The sequence below is a fragment of the Roseateles sp. GW821-FHT09G09 genome (genome assembly GCF_059415965.1).
Genome location: NZ_JBWKOG010000007.1, coordinates 336,129 through 351,913, shown reverse-complemented (window position 1 = coordinate 351,913; position 15,785 = coordinate 336,129). Strand labels below are relative to the sequence as shown.

Here is a 15,785-nt window from a genome sequence, read left to right as displayed (position 1 = left end):
GCGATGGAACTGACCGTCCAACAATTGACGCCCGATTTCTGCGTCGCGCCGCAGCTGACGCCCGAGGCGATGGCTGCGCTGGCCGAAGCCGGCTTCAAGTCGGTGATCAACAACCGTCCCGATTTCGAGCACGGCCCCGATCAACCGACGAGCGAGCAGATCCGCGCCGCGGCCGAAGCCGCAGGGCTGACCTATCACCACCTGCCGGTGCAAGGCGGCTACCAATCGCCGGAAGAGATCGCCGCGATGCGCGCGCTGCTCGACGACGTGCCGAAGCCGGTGCTGGCGTTCTGCCGCTCCGGTGCGCGTTCCACGCGCCTCTTCGCCGCCGCCACCCAACTCTGATCCGAAGCGTGCCCCTCGGTGCCTCGGATCGAGGCGACCGGGGGCCCTTTCCGGACTTAGGGAGGGAATTTGCTTGCCGGGAGGCAAGCAAAGGAGGGAGATGGAGGAAAGGGCCCCCGGTTGCCTCGATCGGCGCTCCATCCGCAGCACGTCGGGGCTTTCCCGCAGCCCCTCCCGAATTCAGCTTCCCGACAGCCCCCTCTGGCTACAGTCCACGTCTACACACAAGAACCGAGAGCCCTCCCGTCGGGGTTCGAGATGGAGACCTGGACTTGTCGATGAAAGCCCTGCTTGCACTTGCCAAGGGCATCGACTGGCTGACGGACCGGTTCGGCACGCTTGCCGCCTGGGCTGTCCTGCTGTCGTGCTTGATCAGCGCCGCGAACGCGGTGATCCGCTACGGGCTGGACATCAGCTCCAACGCCTTCCTTGAGATCCAGTGGTACCTGTTCGCTGCCTGCGTGATGGGCGGCGCGGCGCAGGTGCTGCGACTCAATGAGCATGTCCGCGTCGACATCCTCTACACGCGCCTGCGCGGCCACGGCAAGGTGTACGTCGACCTGTTCGGACTCATCGTGTTCCTGCTCCCCGTGATGGGGTATGCGGGCTGGCTGTCGTGGGACTTCTTCATGGTGAAGCTGACCACCGGCATGCGCGCGGAAGACACCGTCGCCGCGCTCGGCCACGGCGGCTACGCATGGAAGCTGTTCACCAGCGGCGAGGTGTCGGGCAACGCCGGCGGCCTGATCCGCTGGCCGGCCGCGCTGACGCTGCCGGTCGGCTTCGCGCTGGTGTTCCTGCAAGGGATTTCCGAGGTGATCAAGCGCATCGGCTACCTGTCGCATCTCGTCGAGATGGACACGCACTACGAGAGGCCGCTGCAATGATCACGATGGAGCAGTTTCCCCCGCTGATGTTCGCGGGGCTGATCATCATCATGCTGATCGGCTTCCCCGTGGCGTTCTCGCTGGCAGCGCTGGGCCTGGCCTGCGGCTTCTTCGCGGTGAGCCAGGGCTGGTTCCCGCCCTCGTTCATGTCGGCGCTGCCGCAGAACGTCTTCGGCATCCTGTCCAACGACCTGCTGCTCGCGATCCCCTTCTTCACGCTGATGGGCGCGTTGCTGGAGAAATGCGGACTCGCCGAGGACATGCTCGATTCGATGGGCCAGCTCTTCGGCCCGGTGCGCGGCGGCTTGGGCTACTCGGTGATCATCGTCGGCTTCATCCTGGGCGCGATCACCGGCACGGTCGCGGGCCAGGTGATCGCGATGGCGATGATCTCGCTGCCGGTCATGATGCGCTACGGCTACAACATGCGCTACGCCACCGGCGTGCTGGCGGCCTCGGGAACGATCACGCAACTGGTGCCGCCGTCGCTGGTGCTGGTGGTGCTGGCGGACCAGCTCGGCAAGCCCGTCGGCGACATGTACAAGGGCGCATGGGGGCCGTCCATCCTGCAGGTCCTGATCTTCGCGCTGTACACCTTCCTGGTGTCGCGCATCCGGCCGGAACATGTGCCCGGTGTGCCCAAGGAGGCGCGCACCCTCAACGGCTGGGCGCTGTGGAAGAAGTGCCTGCGCGGGATCATCCCGTCGGCGATCCTGATCTTCGCCGTGCTGGGCTCGATGGGCGGATTGCCCGGCATCGACACGGCGGTCTGCACGCCAACCGAGGCCGGCGCGATGGGCGCGGTCGGCGCGTTCATCCTGGCGGCGTCGCACCGGCGGCTGAACTGGCCCGTGGTCAAGGACGCCATGATCGGCACGATGCGCATCACCGCGATGGTGGTGTTCATCCTGATCGGCTCGCGGACCTTTTCGCTGGTGTTCCAGGGCGTCGAAGGCGGCAAGTGGATCGAGCACCTGCTCTCGAACCTGCCCGGCGGTCAGATCGGCTTCCTGATCGTCGTCAACCTGTTCATCTTCTTCCTGGCGTTCTTCCTCGACTTCTTCGAGATCGCCTTCATCATCCTGCCCCTGCTCGGCCCGGTGGCCGACAAGATGGGCATCGACCTGGTGTGGTTCGGCGTGATGCTCTGCGTGAACATGCAGACCAGCTTCATGCACCCGCCGTTCGGGTTCGCGCTCTTCTACCTGCGAGGGATCTCGGACACGCTCTTCAAGAACGGCGCCTTGCCCAGGCGCGTGCTCTCGAGCGACATCTACCTCGGCTCCATCCCCTGGGTGGTGATGCAGCTGATCCTCGTGGCCATCGTCATCTTCTTCCCGGTCACGGTGACCGCCTTCCTCGACAAGACGGAAGCGGTCGACATGGACAAGGCCACGGAGATGCTGCAGGGCATCGATGCCGGACAAGCCGAGCGCACCGACCCCAACGCGGACACGAACGCGCTGTTCGGGCTGCCGGCGGAGGCGGCGTCGTCGCCGGCCTCCGCAGCCTCGGAAGGCGCGCCCTAGCGTGTCGACGGCGGCATGTTCGACGCCTCCTTGATGCGATCCCAGGCGTCCTTCACCGCGGGCTTGGCCCTCGCCCATTCCAGCGAGGAGCCCTGGCGCTGGTTGCCCCAGTCGCGGTGCAGTTCGGCTTCGAAGTCCTCGAAGTCGCGATCGGGATAACGGGCAAACGCATCGACCCCGTAGGCATACGCGGGACCGAAGTCGTCGTGCGTGTCGCCTTGTTGGATGTAGGGCCGCTTGGCGTAGTTGTCGCGCCAGTAGGTGGCCTCCTGCTCGTGGTCGTAGGCCTTGTCGCGGGGCTTGTCGAAGTCAGGCATGGCAGTCTCCAGAAAGTCTCGATGACCTTCGTCGGCAAGTGCCATGCCCTGCCGTCGCTACAGTCGGCGTCATGCGCGCACGTCCCTCCGCCCTCTTCCGATCCATCCCTGCCACCCGCCTTCACGCGTTGATCACGCTGGCGATGGCGGCGGTGCTCAGCCCGTTGGCAGCGCAGGCCGCCGAGGCCTGCGACAAGGGCGCATGGCGCGGCACGCTGGGCACCACGCCGGTATCGATGGAACTCAATCCCGCCGAGGGCGAGCGCCCCGCCGTCGGCCGCTACTACTACCGCGGCGCGCTCGGCGACCTCACGCTGGTGCGCGACGCCAAGAGCGGCGAGTGGCAGGAGCGCGACGCCAGGGACAAGCAGACGGGCCGGCTGAAGCTCAGTTGCGATGCCCGCACGCTGAGCGGCGAGTGGCGCTCCGTCGACGGCACGAAGACGCTGCCGATCGCCGCCGTGGCGATCCAGGAGCGCGACTACAACGCGACCCGCAAGGCCGCGCTCAAGCCGATCTCCGCGAAGGCCACCCAGATCGGAGGTCGCCGCTACGAGGCGCTGACCTTGCCCCTGCCAGGAGGCGGCACGGGCTCCAGAGACGCAACACCTGACACCACGCAGGTCGGCGTCCGCCTGGTCGGCACGACGCCGGCCATCTCGACGCTGAACGCCACGTTGTGGGACAAGGCCGCGGACGCAGTCCTCGACCACATCGACTGCCTGGCGCAAGGCCGGCGCGAGCGCGGCCCCGAGGCCGGCTACGAGTCCTCGCAGACACAGAAGGTGGTCGCCTGGAACGCTGCCTTCGTCGTCGTCGACACCTGGAACGAGGGCTACTGCGGCGGCGCTCACCCGTGGCACGGCAGCAGCGTCACCACGTATCGCCTGGACACCGGGGCGGAGGCGGACGTCGCCTCATGGCTGAAGCCCGAGTTGCGCAAAGAGATCCCCAAGGACTCCCGGCTCGGCAAGCTGCTCGTGAAGGCTTATGCCGACGGCGGCGGCAACGGCGAGGACGCCGAATGCCGCGATGAAGTGTCCTGGATGGGCAGCTCGATCCACCCGGAAACGAAGCAGCTCGTCTTCCACACGCAGGCCTCGTACGCGATGACGCCGTGCGCCGAGGACGTGGCGCTGCCGATCGACGCCATCTGGCCCTACCTGACGCCGGCGGGCCAGCAGGCGCTCAAGACCTTCCGCTGACCACCGGTCCCGCGTCTGCGGACGCCCAAGGGCGCCGCGGACGGCCGGCTCACTGCGACGAGAACATCTTCAAGCCGATGATGCCCACAGCGATCAGGCCGATGCACGCCAGGCGCGCCAGCGACGCCGATTCGCCCAGCAGCACGATGCCCGCGATCGCGGTGCCGACGGCGCCGATGCCCGTCCACACCGCGTAGGCCGTTCCCACCGGCAGGTGCTTCAACGCCCAGCCCAGCAGCACGACGCTCGTCACCATCGCCGCCACGGTGCCAACCGTCGGCCACAGCCGGGTGAAGCCGTCCGTGTACTTCAGGCCGACGGCCCAGCCGATCTCGAACAGCCCGGCCAGAAACAACACACCCCACACCATCGCCATCTCCTTGAAAGTGGATGGAGGCGAATTTATGTTGGCTGCGCTGATAGTTAAAGTCAGCATTCATCAGTTCCACTGACAGATCGTCAACCGTGCCATGGCCTTCGACCTCGACAATCTCCGCGTCTTCCTCGCCGCGATCGATCACGGCTCGTTTTCCGCCGCCGCGCGCGTGCTGGGGCGCGTGCCCTCGGCCGTCAGCATGACGATCGCCAACCTCGAAGCGCAGCTCGACCTCGCCCTCTTCGACCGCGTTGGCCGGGAGCCCGTCCCCACCGCGCAGGCGCTCGCATTGGTGCCTCAGGCGCGCCGGCTGGCCGAGCAACTCGGCCAGCTCAACCGCCACGCGCTGTCGATGACCCAGGGGCTGGAGCCCTCGCTGACGATCGCGGTCGTGCCCGAACTCGTCGCCGCGACGCCGTGGAGCGACGCACTGACGACACTGTCCGCGGAGTTCCCGCTGCTGGACGTCGAGGTGCTGACCGCGCCGCAGGCGGACGCGCTGGCGATGCTGAAGTCGGGCCGCGCGCAACTGGCCCTGGTCTTCGAACGCCAAGGATTGGACCCCTCGGAGCAGTTCCAGGAAGTGGCGCGCGAAACGCTGATCGCCGTTGCGGCGGCTTCGCATCCGATGCTCGCACGGGATGCGCCGGCGCTTCGCGACGAGCAGCTCATCGCCGAACGCCAGATCCTGGTCGCCGGGCGCGACGCCTGCGACGTCGACAAACGCATTGCCGTCTCGCGTGTGCGGTGGCGCACCGACAGCCCGGTGGCGGCGCTGCGGATGGTGTCTGCGGGACTTGGATGGGCATGGCTGCCCTCCGGGTTCGTGCGCGCGGCGCTGGCCTCCGGGGAACTGGTGCAGATCCCCGCCGGCAACTTCACGACGGCGCTGCAGCTCTACGTCGACGTCGTCTGGACCCAGACGCGGCCGCTGGGTCTCGCCGCGCGGCGTTTCGTGGCACTGCTGAACGGTCGCGAGGGCTGCTCCGGCGCGATCGCCGGCGATCGCGCGGTGGCTGGCACGACAAGCGGCGCGAAGGCCAGCCCGTCGCTCAGCGGTAACGCTCCGGATCCGGCGAGTCCGTCGGCTGCGCGACCACGCGCCGGAAAGCGGCGTTCATCGGCAGCTTCAGGTTGATGCCCGTCGGAGGCAGCGGGGACTCGAACCAGCGCTTGTAGATCGCGTGGATCTCGCCGCTGCGATACAGGCCGATCAGCACGTCGTCGACCATCGTCTTGAACATCGGATCGTCGCGGTTGAGCCCGATCGCATAAGGCTCCACCGTCAGCGCGCGATCGGAGATCACGTAGTCGTCCGCCGAGACCGCCGCCCCCTGCTGCGCCAGGAGGGCGCGGATGATGACGTCGTCCATCATGAACGCGTCGGCACGGCCGCTGCGCAACAGCTGGAACGCATCCGGATCGTCCAGCCCGGCGACGATGCGGATGTTCAGCCCCTGCTGCTCGCTGACCTTGGCCAGGTGCTGGATGCTGGTCGTGCCGATGGTGCTCACCACTGGGCGGCCGCGCAGGTCGGCCAGACTCTGCACCTTCTCGCCGTGGCGCGTCATGAGCTTGGTCTCGGCCACGAAGATCGTCACCGAGAACGCCTGGCTGCGCGCACGCTCGGCGGTGTTGGTCGTGATGCCGCATTCCATGTCCAAGGTGCCGTTGCTGACCATGGGGATGCGCGTGGCCGAGCCGACCGCGACGCGTCGCACTTCCAGGTCCGGCAGCTTGAGCTTCACGCGCAGCGAGGCGATCACGCGCTCGCACAGCTCGACGGAGTATCCCGTCGGTCGCAGCTGGGCGTCGAGGTACGAGAACGGCGCGGAAGCCGGCCGATAACCGATGACGACGACCCCGGTCTCGCGGATGCGCGTCAGCGTCGGGCCTTCCGGCGGTTGCGCGGGGCGTGACGCCGCCGGCGCGGCGAGCCCCGGCTTGGCCGGCGCGGCGACCGCGGACAGCGCGCCGGCCGTCGCCGCAAGCGCCAGGATCAACGCCGCCGCGACGCCGGGGATCCACGTGCCCATCGATCAGGCCTCGCTGTCGTCGGCGATGCCGGCGGTCCCTCCGTGCGCGCCGGCATCGTCCTGCCCGAGCGCGCCGGCATCGAGCCGCCTCAATTCGTCGAGGCGCGCGCCGATCTTGATCTCCAGGCCGCGCGGCACGGGTTCGTAGAAGCGATGGTCCTCCAGCCCGTCCGGCAGGTACTGTTCGCCGGCCACATACGCGCCGGGGAAGTCATGTGCATAGCGGTAGGCCTTGCCGTAGCCGAGTTCCTTCATGAGGCGCGTCGGCGCGTTGCGCAGGTGCACCGGCACCGGCCGCGAGCTGTCCTGCTTGATCAGCGCGCGCACCTGGTTGTAGGCGTTGTAGACGGCGTTCGACTTCGGCGCGATCGCCAGGTAGACCACGGCCTGCGCCAGCGTGAGCTCGCCTTCCGGCGAACCGAGACGCTCGTAGGTCTCCGCGGCGTCCAGGCAGATCCGCAGCGCGCGGGGATCGGCGTTGCCGATGTCCTCGCTCGCCATGCGGATCAGCCGTCGCGTGATGTAGCGCGCGTCGACGCCGCCATCGAGCATCCGCACCAGCCAGTACAGCGCCCCATCGGGATTCGAGCCGCGCACGGACTTGTGCAGCGCCGAGATCACGTCGTAGAACTGGTCCCCGCCCTTGTCGTAGCGCCGCAGCTGCTCGCCGAGCGTGCGCTCCAGCAGCGCCTCGTCGATCTCGGTCGTGGCGGGCGGCGTCAGCTGCGCCACCGTCTCCAGCGTGTTCAACAGGCGCCGCGCATCGCCGTCGGCATAACCGATCAGCCGCAGCGTGGCCGCCTCGCTCACGGGCGGCGCGCCGAGCGCCTCCTGCCCGCGCGCCAGCAACTCGCGCATGTCCTGCTCGTCGAGCGACTTCAGCACGTGCACCGTCGCCCGCGACAGCAGCGCCGAGTTCACCTCGAACGACGGGTTCTCGGTCGTCGCCCCGATGAAGCTGAACAGGCCCGACTCGACGTGCGGCAGGAAGGCGTCCTGCTGCGCCTTGTTGAAGCGGTGGACCTCGTCGACGAACACGATCGTGCGCCGGCCCTGCCCCGCCGCGACCTGCGCGCGATCGACCGCCTCGCGGATGTCCTTGACGCCGCCCAGCACCGCCGAGATGGCGATGAACTGCGCATCGAAATGCTGGGTCATCAGGCGCGCCAGTGTCGTCTTGCCGACGCCGGGCGGCCCCCACAGGATCATCGAGTGGGGACGACCGCTCTCGAGCGCGACCCGCAGCGGCATGCCCTCGCCCAGCAGGTGGCGCTGACCGACGACCTCGTCGAGCTTGCGCGGACGCAGCCGCTCAGGCAGCGGCGCATGCTTGCTCGGCGCTGCCGCAGAGGGCGTTCCGCCGGGAACGGACCCGAACTCGTCCGGAAAGAGCGACGCGTTGCTCATCGATGCAGACTCAGGCGCCGCTCAGGGCTGGCGCGCGATGTCCGTGCCGGGCGGCGGCGTGAAGCGGAAGCGGTCGGCCGACACCTTGGCGTTGGGCTCGATCGCGCTGAACTGCATCACCGACCGCTGTCCGAAGCCGTCGACGATCTCGAGCGCCGCCAGCTCGCGTCCCTTGAAGCCGAGCTTCAGGCTCTGCAGGCTGCTGTCGTTGCGCTTGGGCGTGGCCTGCACCCAGTCCAGGCCGTTGGCCGCAGGCAGGGACTTCAAGCTGAAGTCCTTCGACAGGTCCCCGCCCGCGAGCAGCGACACCGGCGTCGCGCCCAGCGCCTGGTCCATGTTGCGGACGCTGGCCTGCTGCAGGTCCGGGTCGTAGATCCACACTTCCTTGCCGTCGGCCACGATCAACTGCTCGGCCGGCTTCGCGTAAGCGAAGCGGAACTGGTTGGGACGCTGGAACTCGAAGGTGCCGGTGGTCGTCTTCTTGCGCTTGCCGTCCGGCGCGGTGACGGTCTGCGTGAAGGTCGCGCGACCGCTCTTCACTTCGCTGACGAACTGTTGCAGCGCGCTCGCGCCGTCGGCATGAGCCAGGGTCGTGAAGCAGACGGCGATCGCCGCGACGCCTCGGGTCAGGGTACGGAACATGGAAAAGGCCTCAATCATTCGTCGCGGTCAATCGTCCCGCTTGGGCACGATGATGTCGCGGTTGCCGTTGGTGGCCATCGCCGAAACGACGCCGGATTTCTCCATCTGCTCCAGCAAACGGGCGGCCCGGTTGTAGCCGATGCGCAGATGACGCTGCACCAGCGAGATCGACGCCCGCTTGTGCTGCAGCACGATCGCCACCGCCTGGTCGTACATCGGGTCGGACTCGCCGTCGCCGCCCGCCGTCAAGCCGGGCAGTCCGTCGCCGCCGCCATCGCCGTCCAGCACGCCGCCTTCCAGGATGCCCTCGATGTAGTTGGGCTCGCCCTGTTCCTTGAGGTACTCGACGACGCGATGCACCTCGTCGTCGCTGACGAACGCGCCGTGGACACGCACCGGCAGCCCTGTCCCCGATGCCATGTAGAGCATGTCGCCCATGCCCAGCAGCGCCTCGGCGCCCATCTGGTCGAGGATGGTCCGCGAGTCGATCTTGCTCGACACCTGGAAGGACAGGCGCGTCGGGATGTTGGCCTTGATCAGGCCGGTGATCACGTCGACCGACGGGCGCTGCGTCGCGAGGATCAGGTGGATGCCGGCCGCCCGCGCCTTCTGCGCCAGGCGGGCGATCAGTTCTTCGATCTTCTTGCCGACGACCATCATGAGGTCGGCCAGTTCGTCGATCACGACGACGATGTGCGGCAGCCGCTCCAGCGGCTCCGGCTCCTCCGGCGTGAGACTGAACGGATTGGGAATCTTCTCCTCGCGCTCGGCCGCGTCGGCGATCTTCTTGTTGAAGCCCGCCAGGTTGCGCACGCCCATCTTGGACATGAGCTTGTAGCGGCGCTCCATCTCGTTGACGCACCAGTTCAACGCGTTGCTGGCCTGCTTCATGTCGGTGACGACGGGCGCGAGCAGATGCGGGATGCCCTCGTAGACGCTCATCTCCAGCATCTTCGGGTCGATCAGGATCAGGCGGACGTCGCGGGCCTCGGCCTTGTAGAGCACCGACAGGATCATCGCGTTGATGCCGACCGACTTGCCCGAGCCGGTCGTGCCGGCCACCAGGCAGTGCGGCATCTTGGCCAGGTCGGCCACCACCGGCAGGCCGACGATGTCCTTGCCCAGGCCCATCGTCAGCGGCGACGCGGCGTCGGCATAGACCTGCGAGCCGAGGATCTCCGACAGCCGGATGGTCTGGCGGCGCGCGTTCGGCAGCTCCAGCGCCATGTAGTTCTTGCCCGGGATCGTCTCGACCACGCGGATCGAGGTCAGGCTGAGCGAACGCGCCAGGTCCTTGGCCAGGCCGAGGATCTGCGAGCCCTTCACGCCGGTCGCCGGCTCGATCTCGTAGCGCGTGATCACCGGCCCCGGCGACGCCGCCACCACCCGCACGTCGACGCCGAAGTCCTTCAACTTCTTCTCGATCATGCGGCTGGTCATTTCCAGCGACTCAGGGGTCACGGTCTCGATCCGCGGCGGCGGCGCGTCCAGCAGGTCGACCTGCGGCAGCTTCGCGTCGCTCGGATCGGTGAATAGCGTCTGCTGGCGCTCCTTGATGACGCGCGTGGACTTTGGCTGCTCGACCACCGGCGGCTCGATGACGATCGGGATGTGGTGCTCTTCCTCGACGAGGCGCTCGACCTCGACGACGGCCTCGCGCTCGCGCTTGGCCTCCTTGCCGACGCGCTTGTCCTCGGCGATCTCGCGGCGCACTTCGCGCTTCTCGATCAGGCGCTCGATCGCGGTGCCGATCTGCTCGGACAGACGCAGCCAGGAAAACTTCAGCGCCAGGGACACGCCGGCGACCAGCGCCGCGATCCACACGACGCCCGAACCGGCGAAGCCCAGCAGCTTCATGCTGGCAGGACCGAGCAGATAACCGAGCACGCCGCCGGCGTGGCCCGGCAGATGCGACTCCCAACCGTAGAGGCGGGTCCATTCGAGCGCACAGCTCGCGGCCATCAGCAGGACCAGGCCGCCAACGGTCGGCAGGCGCTCCTTGAACGTGGGCATCGGCCCGGCGTCGGCGCGCAGCATGCGTGCCAGGCCGCTCAGCCACGCGCGCAGCGAGACCAGCATCAGCCACCAGCAGGAGTAGCCGAAGCCGAACAGCATCAGGTCCGAGATCCACGCGCCGAGCGCACCGACGCGGTTGTGCGCCGGGGCGGAGGTGCCGGCGGTGCTGAAGGCGGCGTCGACGCGGTCATGGCTGACCATCGCGAGCAAGACCAGGCACCACACCAACGCGCCGATCAACAGCCACAGCGGCGTACGCAGCGGGCTGGGCGAGGGGGGCGGTGCCACGGGCGCCGCGGCCTTCTTGGACTTGCGGGCCGGCGCGGGGCGCTCGGTCGGGGCGGCGTCGTCACCGCCGCCCAGCAGGGAACCGGGAAAACTCATTCCCCGATTGTGACGCACAAGCCCCGCGTCCCGGACGCGAGGCCCCCCGCCAAGGTGAAGAAACGTTGAAGCGTCGGTCGCCCGCGACTCAGTCGTGCTGCAGTCGTTCCTTGATGACCACGGAGCCGTTCTCGAGCGTCTCGATGACGCCCTTGTCCTCCAGGTCCTTCATGACGCGGCTGACCATCTCGCGCGACGCGCCGACGACCTTGGCCATGTCCTGCCGCGACACCTTGCCGCGGATGATCTTCACCCCCTTCTCTTCCTCCGCCATGTCCAGCAGCGTGCGCGCGACGCGGCCGTAGACGTCGAGCAGCGCGAGCGACTCGATCTGTCGGTCCGCGTTTCTCAGGCGCGCCACCAGGCCGCGCAGGATGCCGTAGGCCAGGCTGGAGGACTCCGGCAGTCCGCGCCCGAAATCGGCGCGACCCAGGACCAGCATGTCGGTCTGCACCTCCGCGCGGACCGTGGCCGAATGCGGCTCGTTGTCGATGAGACTCATCTCGCCCACGTAGTCGCCGGGTTGCAGCACGGCGAGGATGACTTCGCGGCCGCGGCTGTCCGCGGTCAGCACGCGGGCGCGGCCGTTGAGCAGGATGAAAAGCGCGTTGGACTTGGTGCCCTGCTCGACGATCAACTCGCCGCGTTTGAAGCGCCGCTTGACGACGCTGTCCGCGATGGACTGGGCCTGGTCGGCGGTCAGCAGGGAGAACAAGGGAACCCTGCGGATCAGATCCAAATTGGACAACATGGCCATGAAGGAATGCCTCCTGTGGGGTGTTAGGGTCAATCGTGGTTGTCAGGATGGCAGAGTGACCCGCCACCTAGAATGGATGCATTGTGCCAATTTGTTCACGGCTGTTCATAGGGTCAACGCCATGAGCCGCGCGCCGGCCCCCTTAGGCTGTCGTCCCTTGCGTCCGCTGAACGCATCCCCACCTCCCCCGTCATGAGCCAAAACACCCGCCACGCCCAACTGTTGATCCTCGGTTCCGGCCCTGCCGGCTACACCGCCGCCATCTACGCGGCGCGTGCCAACCTGAAGCCGCTTTTGGTGACGGGCATGGCGCAAGGGGGTCAGTTGATGACCACGACCGAAGTGGACAACTGGCCCGCCGACGTGATGGGCGTGCAGGGGCCCGAGCTCATGCAGCGTTTCCAGGAGCACGCGGAACGCTTCCAGACCGAGATCGTCTTCGACCACATCAACAGCGTCGATTTCTCCAAGCGGCCGTTCACGCTGACCGGCGACAGCGCGGTCTACACGGCCGATGCGGTGGTCCTGGCCACCGGCGCGTCGGCGCAGTACCTGGGCCTGCCGTCGGAAGAGTCGTTCATGGGCCGCGGCGTCAGCGCCTGCGCGACCTGCGATGGTTTCTTCTATCGCGAGCAGGAAGTCTGCGTCGTCGGCGGCGGCAACACGGCCGTCGAAGAGGCGCTCTACCTGTCCAACATCGCCAGCAAGGTGCACCTGATCCACCGCCGCGACAAGTTCCGCGCCGAGCCGATCCTGGTCGACAAGCTGATGGACAAGGTCAAGGCCGGCAAGATCGAGCTGCATGTGTTCCACACGCTGGACGAGGTGCTGGGCGACGCCAGCGGCGTGACCGGCGTGCGCATCAAGAGCACGCAGGACGGCACGACGACCGACGTCAAGCTGCAGGGCTGCTTCATCGCGATCGGCCACAAGCCCAACACCGACATCTTCGAGGGTCAGATCGAGATGAAGGACGGCTACATCCGCACGAAGAGCGGCCTGGAAGGCTTCGCCACGATGACCAGCGTGCCGGGCGTGTTCGCCGCGGGCGACGTGCAGGACCATGTCTATCGCCAGGCCATCACCAGCGCCGGCACGGGCTGCATGGCGGCCCTGGACGCACAACGTTTCCTGGAACAGGAATCGGCCTGATCACTGCCCGATGGCGGCGCCCGTCGATGGGCGCCCCAGCAGGACCCGACCGGCCCGCCTTTGCGCGGGCCGGTGTGTTTCTGCTACACTCTTCGTTTCCCCGCGCCATCAACCTGTGAAGGATCTTGACGCGAGGAAGATGGGATACCGCCACCCTATGGCGAGGTGAGGCCGCCGCCCGCGGCTCGACAGCGAGGTCGAGTCGACTGGGACGGTCGCCGGATGACAAGTATCGGAGTGTCCTCATGGCACGCGTCTGCGAAGTCACGGGCAAGAAGCCCATGGTCGGGAACAACGTTTCCCACGCCAACAACAAAACCAAGCGCCGGTTCCTCCCGAACCTGCAATACCGCCGCTTCTGGGTCGAGAGCGAAAACCGCTGGGTCCGTCTTCGCATCAGCAACGCAGGTCTGCGTCTGATCGACAAGAAGGGCATCGACGCCGTGCTGGCCGACCTGCGCTCGCGCGGTCAAGCCTAATCACTGAATCAGGAGCGACACCATGGCATCCAAAGGCGGACGCGAGAAGATCAAGCTGGAATCCACTGCCGGCACCGGTCATTTCTACACCACCAACAAGAACAAGAAGACCACGCCCCAAAAGCTGGAATTCATGAAGTTCGACCCCAAGGCACGCAAGCACGTGCTGTACAAGGAAACCAAGCTGAAGTGATTCAGCCCGGTCCTTGAAGAAGAAAACCCGCCTCTCGGCGGGTTTTTTCATGGGCGATCGAAGAGCGGCTGCGTCCGCAGCCTTCGTGATCAACGCGTCGGCGCCAACCGCGTCTTGCCCAGCAGCTCACTCGCCACCCAGTCATCGATCATCTTCTTCTCATAGCGCAGCGGCTCGGAGTCGAAGTAGCGGTTGCCGCCGGCGTCCTGATAGTTCATGTCCTTCAGATCAGCCTTGCCGGACTTCAGGACCTGACCGTTCTCGCTGAGGGTGTACGTGAAGCTCATGCGCGGAATCGTCACCGACCGGAGGATGCGGACGCGATCCATGCGGACGCGCGGCTCGACCTCCCCTGCCAGGTCGATGTCCGTGACGTCGATCTTGAGCTGCTTGCCGGGCAGCTCGCGCGCCGCGAGCGCCTTGAAGTGCTCTCCCAGCTGCTTCATGGCGTTGTCGCGGTCCACACCGGCCCAGCCAATGTCGGCGAAGTTCTCCGGCTTGATAAAGTTGACTTCCGCCTGCGCCTGAGCGGCCGCGGCGATCGCGCCCAGGCTCACGCTCGTCAGGCCGAACAGCACGGTGCGCTTGAAAAAGGTCGAGGCCATCATGTCAATCTCCTTGTCTGAGAGTCCACACAAATTATGGGCGTCGCCAAGAAAAAAGGCGCCCCGTAGGGGCGCCCTTTGCATTGCTTCATCTGCACCTGGGTGATGGCCGTCACTCTGGACAGCCGCCGGGTCCGATGAATGATCGCGTTCTGATCAGACGCGCACCGCGCGCAGGCCCGTGGCGAAGGCCTTGAGCTCGGCAATACCGCTCTCCTCGGCCTTGCGGCACCAGGCCTGCAGGTCATGCACCAGCTGCTCGGCCGACACGTTCGTGCGGGTCCACAGCTGACGCAGCTCTTCGCGCATGGTCACCAGCTTGTCGAGCACGGGGCTCGCCGCGAGGGCGCCATCCAGATGCGCCTGGTAGGCGGCCGGGATCTTCTCGGCGTCGCGATGCAGCCAGCGCGTCGCCAGCTTGAACTGGTGGAACTTGACGCTGTGCTGCTCGCCCGCCGCCTTCAGTCGGGTCAGTTCGGCCTTGCACACGCCGCGCAGACCGCGCGCATAACGTGCCATCACTTCATAGCGGTTGGCGATGATGGCTTCCAGCGTGTCCTTGTCGGCGACTGCCTTCAACTCGCCCGTCTTGATCTGCGGCGCGGTCTTGCGGACCTTCGCCCAGCCGATCATCTCCATCGCGCGGATGTAGCCCCAACCGATGTCGAACTCGAACGGCTTGACCGAGAACTTGGCCGACGTCGGGTAGGTGTGGTGATTGTTGTGCAGCTCTTCGCCGCCGATGATCACGCCCCACGGCGACACGTTCGTCGACGCATCCTGCGCCTCGAAGTTGCGATAGCCCCAGTAGTGGCCGACACCGTTGATCACGCCAGCCGCCCAGAACGGGATCCAGGCCATCTGGACCGCCCAGACCGCCATGCCGGCCACGCCGAACAGCGCCAGGTCGATGATCATCATCAGGGACACGCCCCACACCGAACGGCCGGTGTAGACATGGCGCTCGATCCAGTCGTCCGGCACGCCGTGGCTGAACTTCTTGATCGTTTCCTCGTTCTTCGCCTCGGCGCGATACAGCTCGGCGCCGCGCGTCATCACCGTCTTGATGCCACGGGTGACTGGGCTGTGCGGATCGTCCTCGGTCTCGCACTTCGCATGGTGCTTGCGATGGATGGCCACCCATTCGCGGGTCACCATGCCGGTCGTCAGCCACATCCAGAAGCGGAAGAAGTGCGACGGGATGGGCCCCAGGTCGAGGGCCCGGTGCGCCTGGGCGCGGTGCAGGAAGATCGTGACGCCAGCAATGGTGATATGCGTCACCACCAAGGTGAAGACGACGATCTGCCACCAGCTCGCGCCGGTGAGGCCATCGATCATCCACGCCAGGATGGCGTCGTGCACAGACATCAATACGTTCATTCGGTCCTAACCCTGCTCGCGGAGAGCCAGTTGTCCACAGGAAGCCCGATTGTAGGCGACTCACTCTAGAAATCG

At 66.9% G+C, this 15,785-nt stretch carries 17 protein-coding genes; 8 read left to right on the top strand and 9 right to left on the bottom strand.

Going from position 1 to position 15,785, the window contains the following annotated elements; genetic code table 11:
* The first annotated feature begins 3 nt into the window (after nt 1-3).
* The 3 genes from AC07O8_RS20430 (at nt 4) to AC07O8_RS20420 (ending at nt 2,761) form a co-directional block, all read left to right on the top strand.
* The gene (locus AC07O8_RS20430) at nt 4-345 is read left to right on the top strand and encodes a protein tyrosine phosphatase family protein (protein WP_297530080.1); all 342 of its coding nucleotides are present in this window, start codon (nt 4-6) and stop codon (nt 343-345) included.
* Nucleotides 346-623: 278 nt separating this feature from the next.
* Nucleotides 624-1,232, top strand: coding sequence for a TRAP transporter small permease subunit (locus AC07O8_RS20425; RefSeq protein ID WP_495049771.1), 609 nt, complete (start codon nt 624-626; stop codon nt 1,230-1,232).
* A complete protein-coding gene (locus tag AC07O8_RS20420; protein ID WP_495049859.1) occupies nt 1,232-2,761 on the top strand; it encodes a TRAP transporter large permease in 1,530 nt (509 codons plus the stop codon). The genes AC07O8_RS20425 and AC07O8_RS20420 overlap by 1 nt, the downstream gene beginning before the upstream one ends.
* Here AC07O8_RS20420 and AC07O8_RS20415 read toward each other — a convergent pair.
* Nucleotides 2,758-3,078, bottom strand: a complete 321-nt coding sequence (locus AC07O8_RS20415; RefSeq protein ID WP_495049770.1) for a hypothetical protein — start codon at nt 3,076-3,078, stop codon at nt 2,758-2,760. The two genes, AC07O8_RS20420 and AC07O8_RS20415, sit on opposite strands and share 4 nt — an antisense overlap.
* Nucleotides 3,079-3,149: 71 nt before the next feature.
* Between AC07O8_RS20415 and AC07O8_RS20410 the strand changes: the two genes are divergently transcribed.
* The gene (locus AC07O8_RS20410; protein ID WP_495049769.1) at nt 3,150-4,283 is read left to right on the top strand and encodes a hypothetical protein; all 1,134 of its coding nucleotides are present in this window, start codon (nt 3,150-3,152) and stop codon (nt 4,281-4,283) included.
* Nucleotides 4,284-4,332: 49 nt separating this feature from the next.
* Here the strand turns inward: AC07O8_RS20410 and sugE are convergent, their stop codons facing one another.
* Nucleotides 4,333-4,653, bottom strand: a complete 321-nt coding sequence (sugE, locus tag AC07O8_RS20405) for a quaternary ammonium compound efflux SMR transporter SugE (protein WP_088407527.1) — start codon at nt 4,651-4,653, stop codon at nt 4,333-4,335.
* 100 nt (nt 4,654-4,753) lie between these two features.
* Between sugE and AC07O8_RS20400 the strand changes: the two genes are divergently transcribed.
* Complete coding sequence (locus AC07O8_RS20400) at nt 4,754-5,797, top strand: LysR family transcriptional regulator (protein WP_495049768.1); 1,044 nt, start codon at nt 4,754-4,756, stop codon at nt 5,795-5,797.
* Here the strand turns inward: AC07O8_RS20400 and AC07O8_RS20395 are convergent.
* From AC07O8_RS20395 to AC07O8_RS20375, 5 genes are all read right to left on the bottom strand, one after another.
* Nucleotides 5,712-6,695 (bottom strand): amino acid ABC transporter substrate-binding protein, encoded by a 984-nt coding sequence (locus AC07O8_RS20395; RefSeq protein ID WP_495049767.1) that lies wholly within the window; start codon nt 6,693-6,695, stop codon nt 5,712-5,714. The genes AC07O8_RS20400 and AC07O8_RS20395 overlap by 86 nt on opposite strands.
* A gap of 3 nt (nt 6,696-6,698) precedes the next feature.
* Nucleotides 6,699-8,102, bottom strand: coding sequence for a replication-associated recombination protein A (locus AC07O8_RS20390; protein WP_495049766.1), 1,404 nt, complete (start codon nt 8,100-8,102; stop codon nt 6,699-6,701).
* Nucleotides 8,103-8,123: 21 nt separating this feature from the next.
* Nucleotides 8,124-8,744: an outer membrane lipoprotein periplasmic chaperone LolA gene (lolA, locus tag AC07O8_RS20385; RefSeq protein WP_495049765.1), complete on the bottom strand. Its 621-nt coding sequence runs from the start codon at nt 8,742-8,744 to the stop codon at nt 8,124-8,126.
* A 27-nt stretch (nt 8,745-8,771) separates the two neighbouring features.
* Entirely contained in the window at nt 8,772-11,144 is a 2,373-nt protein-coding gene (locus AC07O8_RS20380) for a DNA translocase FtsK (protein ID WP_495049764.1), read from the bottom strand.
* An 88-nt stretch (nt 11,145-11,232) separates the two neighbouring features.
* Complete coding sequence (locus tag AC07O8_RS20375; protein ID WP_088383470.1) at nt 11,233-11,901, bottom strand: Crp/Fnr family transcriptional regulator; 669 nt, start codon at nt 11,899-11,901, stop codon at nt 11,233-11,235.
* Nucleotides 11,902-12,093: 192 nt separating this feature from the next.
* Between AC07O8_RS20375 and trxB the strand changes: the two genes are divergently transcribed.
* From trxB to rpmG, 3 genes are all read left to right on the top strand, one after another.
* A complete protein-coding gene (gene trxB / locus AC07O8_RS20370; protein ID WP_297530090.1) occupies nt 12,094-13,053 on the top strand; it encodes a thioredoxin-disulfide reductase in 960 nt (319 codons plus the stop codon).
* 245 nt (nt 13,054-13,298) lie between these two features.
* Entirely contained in the window at nt 13,299-13,532 is a 234-nt protein-coding gene (gene rpmB / locus AC07O8_RS20365; protein WP_088407487.1) for a 50S ribosomal protein L28, read from the top strand.
* Nucleotides 13,533-13,554: 22 nt separating this feature from the next.
* A complete protein-coding gene (rpmG, locus tag AC07O8_RS20360) occupies nt 13,555-13,725 on the top strand; it encodes a 50S ribosomal protein L33 (RefSeq protein ID WP_067273562.1) in 171 nt (56 codons plus the stop codon).
* Nucleotides 13,726-13,814: 89 nt separating this feature from the next.
* On the opposite strand, the gene AC07O8_RS20355 is transcribed toward rpmG, so the two are convergent.
* Nucleotides 13,815-14,333: a DUF3016 domain-containing protein gene (locus tag AC07O8_RS20355; RefSeq protein ID WP_495049763.1), complete on the bottom strand. Its 519-nt coding sequence runs from the start codon at nt 14,331-14,333 to the stop codon at nt 13,815-13,817.
* A gap of 153 nt (nt 14,334-14,486) precedes the next feature.
* Nucleotides 14,487-15,698, bottom strand: coding sequence for a DesA family fatty acid desaturase (locus tag AC07O8_RS20350; protein WP_495049762.1), 1,212 nt, complete (start codon nt 15,696-15,698; stop codon nt 14,487-14,489).
* Nucleotides 15,699-15,785 lie beyond the last annotated feature (87 nt).